The organism is Methanobrevibacter sp. (assembly GCF_045644645.1).
Taxonomy (GTDB): Archaea; Methanobacteriota; Methanobacteria; order Methanobacteriales; family Methanobacteriaceae; genus Methanocatella.
Genome location: NZ_JAZRHE010000086.1, coordinates 1 through 7,905 on the forward strand (window position 1 = coordinate 1; position 7,905 = coordinate 7,905).

Annotated in this window: 6 protein-coding genes; 5 read left to right on the forward strand and 1 reads right to left on the reverse strand. The window is 39.7% G+C overall.

Going from position 1 to position 7,905, the window contains the following annotated elements; all coding sequences use genetic code 11:
* Positions 1-206: 206 nt before the first annotated feature.
* The 5 genes from ACKI4K_RS04915 (at position 207) to ACKI4K_RS04935 (ending at position 7,275) form a co-directional block, all read left to right on the forward strand.
* Entirely contained in the window at positions 207-4,586 is a 4,380-nt protein-coding gene (locus tag ACKI4K_RS04915) for an Ig-like domain-containing protein (RefSeq protein ID WP_407422855.1), read from the forward strand.
* A 281-nt stretch (positions 4,587-4,867) separates the two neighbouring features.
* Positions 4,868-5,404 (forward strand): Ig-like domain-containing protein, encoded by a 537-nt coding sequence (locus ACKI4K_RS04920; protein WP_407422857.1) that lies wholly within the window; start codon positions 4,868-4,870, stop codon positions 5,402-5,404.
* A gap of 222 nt (positions 5,405-5,626) precedes the next feature.
* Entirely contained in the window at positions 5,627-6,484 is an 858-nt protein-coding gene (locus ACKI4K_RS04925) for a pantoate kinase (RefSeq protein WP_407422859.1), read from the forward strand.
* On the forward strand, positions 6,465-6,980 hold the full coding sequence (locus ACKI4K_RS04930; protein ID WP_407422861.1) for a class I SAM-dependent methyltransferase: 516 nt from the start codon (positions 6,465-6,467) through the stop codon (positions 6,978-6,980). The genes ACKI4K_RS04925 and ACKI4K_RS04930 overlap by 20 nt, the downstream gene beginning before the upstream one ends.
* A gap of 130 nt (positions 6,981-7,110) precedes the next feature.
* Entirely contained in the window at positions 7,111-7,275 is a 165-nt protein-coding gene (locus ACKI4K_RS04935; RefSeq protein WP_407422863.1) for a hypothetical protein, read from the forward strand.
* Between the two features lies 1 nt (position 7,276).
* On the opposite strand, the gene ACKI4K_RS04940 is transcribed toward ACKI4K_RS04935, so the two are convergent.
* Positions 7,277-7,861 carry a GNAT family N-acetyltransferase gene (locus ACKI4K_RS04940; protein WP_407422865.1) on the reverse strand — a complete coding sequence of 195 codons (585 nt, stop codon included), beginning with the start codon at positions 7,859-7,861 and terminating at the stop codon, positions 7,277-7,279.
* Between the last annotated feature and the right edge of the window lie 44 nt (positions 7,862-7,905).

A 7,905-nucleotide genomic window follows, 5' to 3' on the forward strand; every position in this document is an offset into this window, starting at 1 on the left:
AAAAACAAAGAGAAAATATCACTTATTTAACAAAAACAAGCAAAAAACATCGTTATTCACTTAAATTTTGACATGGTTTCTACAAGGTTATAAATTCTTATTTTTGTACAAATCATTCAGAATTCCCATTCATTTGAAAACAAATATATAGCTAATTTTAACATAAATACATATCAGTTTATAATTAATTTTTGGGAGAAAAAATCATGCTAAACAAAAAGTTAATGGCACTGGCAATATTTCTTGTAAGCTTATTGGCCGTTTCGGCAGTAAGCGCAGCAGATAATGATACAATAGATATTGCAGGTGCAGACGATGTTACTATTGATGAAACGTTGACTGCCAGTAACAATCGGATAGACATTTATTTTGACGCATCCGCTAGTGTTGACGGCAACGGCTCCGTCACAAATCCCTATAAATTTGTTGATGGAAACCGAATCGAGTCAAATTCCAACATGCACTTTAAGAACGGACAATACACATTAAATTCAGAGTATCTATATTCCAACATTTCATTTTTCGGTGAAAATCCGCAAAATACAGTGATAGATTTTGAAAATTCACTTTTTCAAATCGAGGATTCAGTTTTAATCAACAACATGACCTTTAAAAGATATTCCTCATATGTATTTGGTGATATGACCGCTTCAAATTCCACCTTTGATGGGGGTTGCGATTATAATGACCACAGCGTTATTGACGCACGCGGCAATTCCAACATGATATTTGACAGTTGCACATTCATCAACAACTACAATGAGCATGGAATAATCAATCTGGCTTTTGATTGCGATGTGGTGATATTCAACTGCAGATTCCTGAACAATCTTGCAGGCGAATGCGGAGCGATATGTTCCAGCAGTTCCCGGCTGAACATCACTGGCACAACCTTTAAAAACAACCGCGGCAATAACAGCGGAAGTGTGATTTTCAATTCAGGAGACCTGTTCATTTCCGACTGTGATTTCATAAACAATTCCGCCTATTCCGGAGGTTCGATTTATCTGGATAAGGCCTCTTCTGCTGTTGTGGAAAATTCAAGGTTCAATAACAATCGAGCTTTTGCGGGAGGTTCCATATTCGACATCGAATCTGGAAATGTCCGTCTGAACAATTGTGATTTCATCAATTCATCATCCGTCTATGGCGGCGCCTTGGCATTCCTTGGAACAGATTCCGATATCACTGACTGCACTTTCAAAGGCAATCAGGCAGAGGAAGGCGGGGCAATCTATCATGTGTGCGGAGATTCAAGATTGACAAAATCAGAATTTAGAGAAAACGTTGCGGAAAATGGCGGGGGAATGGTTCTCATCGCAATGGACAGTGTGGCCATCGCAGAAAATGAATTCAGAGGCAATTCCGTTCATGCAATCGTTTCGGACGATGAAAGCCTGGCCTATCAGAACAACACCTTCATAGGTAATGATGTTTTCTTAAACTATAAGCCAAACATGTTCATCGGAAGCGGCAACTACACTCTTTTAAGGGCCAATGATACAATCATCACAGTTATTCCGCAAAGATATGACCCCCGTGACACTGGAATGATTACTCCTGCAAGAGACCAGGGCGATACGGATTACTGCTGGGTATTCGGAACAATAGCCACATTGGAATCATGCATATTGAAGACAACCGGTCTGAAATTTGACTTTTCAGAATTGAATGTGGCCAATATAATCAGCAAATATTCCTACGGGTTTAGAGATGGCGGTGAAAGCTGGTATCCCACTGCAGCAGTGGCATATCTTTTGAACTGGTTCGGACCGATAAATGAAACGGATGACAGATTTGATTCCAACAAACCGGTGTCACCGGTTTTGGACAGCCTCTTCCATATTCAGAATGTCATGTATATCCATAGGAATAATTCAGCGGATTTAAACACGGTTAAGGAGGCCATCTTAAGATACGGGGCTGTGGGTACAGACATGTGCTTTTCAGGGGACTACCTCAATGGAACCGCATATTACAATCCGAATTATGATGTGACCGACCATACAACAGCGATTGTAGGTTGGGATGACAACTTCCCAAAAGAAAAATTTAAGATAACCCCTCCGGGCAATGGCGCTTGGATTATTAAAAACAGCTGGGGGGAAGCGGACGGCTACGGATGCTATTACGTATCATATTATGACACCACCTTGGATGCTTTTAATGACAGCATGTTCACATTCATATTCAATGATACAGTCAAGTTCGATAAGAACTATCAGTATGACTTTGGAGACACCCTTCGATATGAATTTTCAGAAGGCACCGTCTGGTATAAGAACGTGTTCAACTCAACAGACAACGAATATCTGGGTGCAGTTTCAACATATTTCCATAGGGACTATGACTGGGAGATGTATGTTAATGTAAACGGCGAATCTGTCCACAATCAAACAGGAAGGAGTGGATATGGATTTTACACCATCAATCTGGACAACATCATTGCATTGAACAAGGGCGACACTTTTGAAATCATATTCAAACTGTCCTCATTGGACAACAGCACAGTCTTTTTCCCTCTCATGAACTACAAATATGATGACTTTGAGGGAAAATCCTTCATTTCACCAGACAATGAAAGCTGGATGGTCGTATATGATGCTGATGCAAAACCTCTGGTTGCATGCGTAAAGGCATTCACGTTCCTGAACGAAATAGCCACCAGCATCGATTTAAGCATTGACAATATTGCAGATAACACTGCCAACATTACAGCGTTCATCACAGACGAATATGGAAACAGGATAGTTGGGGGAAATGTGACATTTGATTTGGCCGGCGTGGAATACACCGTCAGCGCATCCAATGGTGCTGCAAACATCGTTTATCAGTTCACCAAACCAACAAATGTGGTTTCTGCAACATTCAACGGTGTCGGATATGAAACATCCTCTGCAAACCAGACAATAGGTGCACAGTTAAACAGCGTCGTCACTGCTAATGACGTTTCCGTCATGTATGGCGATTCAAAAGGCAAGTTGGTTGCCAAATTAACAGACTCCGAGGGAACACCTCTAAGCGCAAACATAGTGATAAACCTCAACGGAGTGAATTACTCAAGAAAAACCAACTCCAAAGGACAGGCAAGCGTATCAACAGCAAAACTTAAACCCGGAACATACACCGCAACAATATCCTATGCCGGAGACGAAAATTATAGCCCGTCCAACACAACAGCCCAGGTCATTGTGAACAAGGCCACCACCGTATTGTCCGCTAATGATGTTTCCGCTGTTTATAATGTCGGCTCCAGACTGTATGTTACCTTGAGCGATGCTTACGGTAATCCTATTTCCGGCGCTAAAGTCAATCTGGTTTTAGGTTCCATCAACAAGACTGTCAAGACCGATGCCAGCGGCAGGATTTCCGCATCAACCAAGAATTTGGCCATAGGAAATTACATTGCTTTTGCGTCATTTGCAGGCGATGAGTTATATTCCTCTTCAAACACTACCGCAAATGTTCTGGTGAGGAATAAAGCGGTGTTGTCTGCTGATGATTTGGTTGCTGTTTATAATGTCGGTTCCAAGTTCTATGTCTCTTTGAAGGATGCTGATGGCAATCTGATTGTTGGCGCTAAAGTCAATCTGGTGTTGGGTATCATCAACAAGACTGTCAAGACTGACAGCAAGGGCAGGATTTCCGCGTCAACCAAGAATTTGGCCATAGGCGATTACACTGCCGTGGCGTCATTTGCAGGCGATGAGTTATATTCCTCTTCAAACACCACTGCCAATGTGGTGGTGAGGGCCAAGGCGGTGTTGTCTGCTGATGATTTGGTTGCTGTTTATAATGTCGGTTCCAAGTTCTATGTCTCTTTGAAGGATGCTGATGGCAATCCGATTGTTGGCGCTAAAGTCAATCTGGTGTTGGGCACTATCAACAAGACTGTCAAGACTGACAGCAAAGGTAGGATTTCCGCGTCAACCAAGAATTTGGCCATAGGCGATTACACTGCTGCGGTGTCATTTGCAGGCGATGAGTTATATTCCCCTTCAAACACTACAGCCAATGTGATGGTAAAAGCCCAAGCAATATTGGCCGCTGATGACATGGCTACAGTTTATAATACCAGTTCCAAGTTCTATGTCTCTTTGAAGGATGCTGATGGCAATCCGATTGTTGGCGCTAAAGTCAATCTGGTGTTGGGTACCATCAACAAGACTGTCAAGACTGACAGCAAGGGCAGGATTTCTGCTTCAACTAAATCATTGGCTCCGGGCAAATATACGGCCAAGATCTCATTTGCAGGCACTGAAGTGTATGCCCCTTCAAGTGCCACTGCAAAGGTAACTGTGAATAAGATCCCTACAACATTGACTGCAAAAAATGTTGTTGCTAATCAGGGTGCCAGCACCAGGTTCTATGTCACATTGAATGACGCTGATGGCAATCCACTTACAGGCGTTAAAGTCCATATGGTCTTGGGTGATATTGACAAGACTGTAAAGACTGATGCCAACGGCAGGATTTCAGCATCTCTTAAGAATCTGGCTGCAGGCAACTACACTGCCAAGATTTCATGTGCAGGCACAGAAATATATGGCGCTTCAAAAACAACAGCCAGCGTAGTAATACGTTAATAAGGCAGTAAAAACAATAATTTTAGATTCAAAAAGGAGATTATTTATTTTTCTCCTATTTTTTTACTTTTTCATGTAACGTATCTTTGGTTTGTTGAACTCTTTTTATATTCATTAATTTTAATTGCATTCCTGATCAATTTTGATGAGTGACTGGATTACTATAAAAATTATAGTGTCTTTTTGTAATATGATTGATTCAAAATTCATCAGGTAAAATGTTAATAATAAGATTGACATAATCTTTAATCATATATCGAACCAAATTCGGGGAGATTTTGATGGACAACAATAAAATTATTATGGTGGCTTTAATTCTTGTCATCCTTGCTCTTTTGGCAGGAATATTTACAGTAATGCCACATACAGATAAACAAACTACAAATTTAACTTTTGAAAGTGAACAGGAACTTGATGAAGGTGGTTCAATACAGGTCAAGTTGACTGATGCTAATGGCACTGCATTAGTCAATCAGACTGTAAATATAACTGTAACAGATGAAAATCAGACAAATGATTACCATTCCGTTGTTACTAATGAGGAGGGCATTGGTACTTTAAATCTCGATAAAAGTGCTGGTGTATTTAATGTAACTATCAGCTATGGTGGAAACGACAATTATAAAAATTGCAGTGCCACTCAAAAAATTGTAATCAAAGAGAAGGTTATAGAAGCAGAACCCATAAGTAAAAGCAATTATGATCCAGGTGCATTCTACAGTGCACAAGCCGAAAGAGTTATTTACACTGGAGAAGTTCTTGATACCCCTGGCGGCCCACATAGGCATTTGGGAAATAATAAATGGGAACCGGTATAATAACATGTTTGAATCATGCAGGTGCAACAGCATCTACAACTTTTTTTTATTTTAATATGGTCCTAAACCATTTCAACACTTCAGGATTTCATGTTTATTTTTGGGTAACAATAATAATCATGAAAGATATAATAAATAATAACTATATCAAAAGAACATTCAAATTCGGGGAAAAAATCCTACGAATCTGGAAAGAATTGAACGTTTTGGAGGACTTTTATTATGAGTAATTCAGTTTTTGTACCCGGTCATGTCACCGGCTTTTTCAGCATTGAAAACCATGAAATCAGACTGAAGAATGGATCCTGCGGGGCAGGGTTTCTATTGTCTGAAGGAGTTAAGACCACAGTTTCACCAGCAGACAGGTTGGTCATTGATGTAAACAAAGGTGATGAAACCGTAATTGATGAAGTCTTAAACATTCTGGATGTTGAAACTAATTTCAGAATAACACAGGACATTTCACTTCCAATCGGTGCAGGATTCGGAACATCCGCTGCCTCCGCATTTAGCCTTACGCTGGCAATCAGCGAATTTTTGAATCTGGGATATTCCATGGAGCTGTGCGGCCAGATTGCCCATATGGCCGAAATCAACCTGGGCTCTGGTTTGGGTGACGTAATAGCTCAGACGGGTAGGGGACTGGTTTTAAGAACCCAACCCGGCGCTCCTGGAATCGGGGAAATAGAATCCTTTGAACATGATGTGTTTGTGGCTTACAAGACATTCGGGGAGATTAAGACCGCAGACATTATTGGGGACCCCCATCACAGGCAGGCGATTTCAAGATCAGGTCAGAAATATCTGGAGCTGTTTGAAGGCGAACCCACCTTGGAGAATTTTTTATCTTTTTCAAGGCGGTTTGCCGGCGAGACCGATCTGATGTCCGGGGAAGTCGAAAATCTTGTTGATTATTTTAATTCGTCGAGTGATATTTTAGGCAGTTCCATGGCAATGCTTGGAAATACCGTATTCGCATTTGCATATGATGAGGATGCCTTCAAAAATTCAGGCATAAAGGACCTGCATATATGTCAACTCAACAACAGTGGGATAGTTTATGATCAAACTCAGTTATGATATTGAAAATTACAGAGGGGATTTGCTGGATTTGGTCAGGTCCGGCGATACCGTGGTTGAACTCGGATGCCATGTCGGAGGCACAACCAAATTGCTTCCAGACGGATGCAATGTAATGGCAATCGACAATTCGCCTGAAGCGGTTGGGGAAATGGAAAAACTTGAAGGTGTGAAGTTCATTTCAGGCGATGTGCGTCGGCATGAAGTCCTGGCCGAAGCCTTCAGAATAATTCAATCATGCGATGTGCTGGCAATTGACTTGGGCGGGGGATATCATCCGGACACTGTATTTAAGGTGTTCTACATCTGGTCTTCTACATTTAAACCGACACACACCGTTATTCGAAATCGCGGCCTTCTGGAGTTCTTCAACTCTGTTGAATGCAGCGGTGAAGAAATACTTTCCCATGAGGGATATCTTGAAACCTATCATGATTCGGGCATTCCCCCTCTGATTAAGGAATTTGACCTGTGGACTCCTAAACTTAAAAAATAGTTAAATTTAAATAGTATGGTTTTTTCAAAGCAATTTTTCATGCTTAAATCAATTTTTAAGAGATGTAAAGCGAAATTATTTAAATTAGTAATTAAAAAATAATTTATTAATTAAAAAATTAGGTGATATTATGGCAACCCCTATAGGCAACACTCCAACTTTGGAGGGTGATGAAGCTACTGAATTTTTAAATCATATACTTGATCCACCTAGTGAAATACAAAAAAGAGTTAGTAGAGAGATGAAAAAACAGAGAATAGTTTATTTTTGGGATGAACCTTTTAAGGAGGAGTAATTCATTCAATTTTCTCTAAATCCAAATATAGGTGAAATCTTTTTGTAGGGTCTCTTTGAGATATGAAGTCAATATTTTCTACTTTTTCATTATCTTTTTTGAGATGTTCAAATCCATTTTTCAAAACATAGAAGTTAAAAGCTTTCGCATAACCTTCAACAACAATGAATCTGAATCCGATTTGATCTTTTGCAATTGCTTTTAAAGTGTGGAAAATATTCCTTAATATGTGTGTGCCCAATCCTTCTCTTTGATATCTTCTGTCAAGAGCAAATCTTCCAATTTTAACGGCAGGAACATTCGTATTTTTAGATTTCACTCCTAATTTTCCTTTAATTTTAACTTTTAGATTTTCATCGTTAATATGTTTCAATACTAACACATCAGTTAAAAGAGACACAAATCCAATCACTTCTCCGTCACACATTACTAATTTTGTCACATTCAATTTCTCATTTTGCTGGGGAAGCGCATCATTTTTCAAAAAGTCATTTAAATCATCATCACCGCAATCAAAACTGCTCAAGTCATGTTCTTCGCTCAAAGTTTCAAAATAATAATTCTGTTTAATGTGTTCGATTTCCATAATAATTAATATTATCCATTATATTATATATTTTTTTATTTTTT

Coding starts and splice junctions, on each gene's coding strand:
- ACKI4K_RS04920 (WP_407422857.1), top strand. CDS start 4,868: ATGGACAACAATAAAATTATTATGGTGGCTTTAATTCTTGTCATCCTT.
- ACKI4K_RS04915 (WP_407422855.1), top strand. CDS start 207: ATGCTAAACAAAAAGTTAATGGCACTGGCAATATTTCTTGTAAGCTTA.
- ACKI4K_RS04940 (WP_407422865.1), bottom strand. CDS start 7,861: ATGGAAATCGAACACATTAAACAGAATTATTATTTTGAAACTTTGAGC.
- ACKI4K_RS04935 (WP_407422863.1), top strand. CDS start 7,111: ATGGCAACCCCTATAGGCAACACTCCAACTTTGGAGGGTGATGAAGCT.
- ACKI4K_RS04930 (WP_407422861.1), top strand. CDS start 6,465: ATGATCAAACTCAGTTATGATATTGAAAATTACAGAGGGGATTTGCTG.
- ACKI4K_RS04925 (WP_407422859.1), top strand. CDS start 5,627: ATGAGTAATTCAGTTTTTGTACCCGGTCATGTCACCGGCTTTTTCAGC.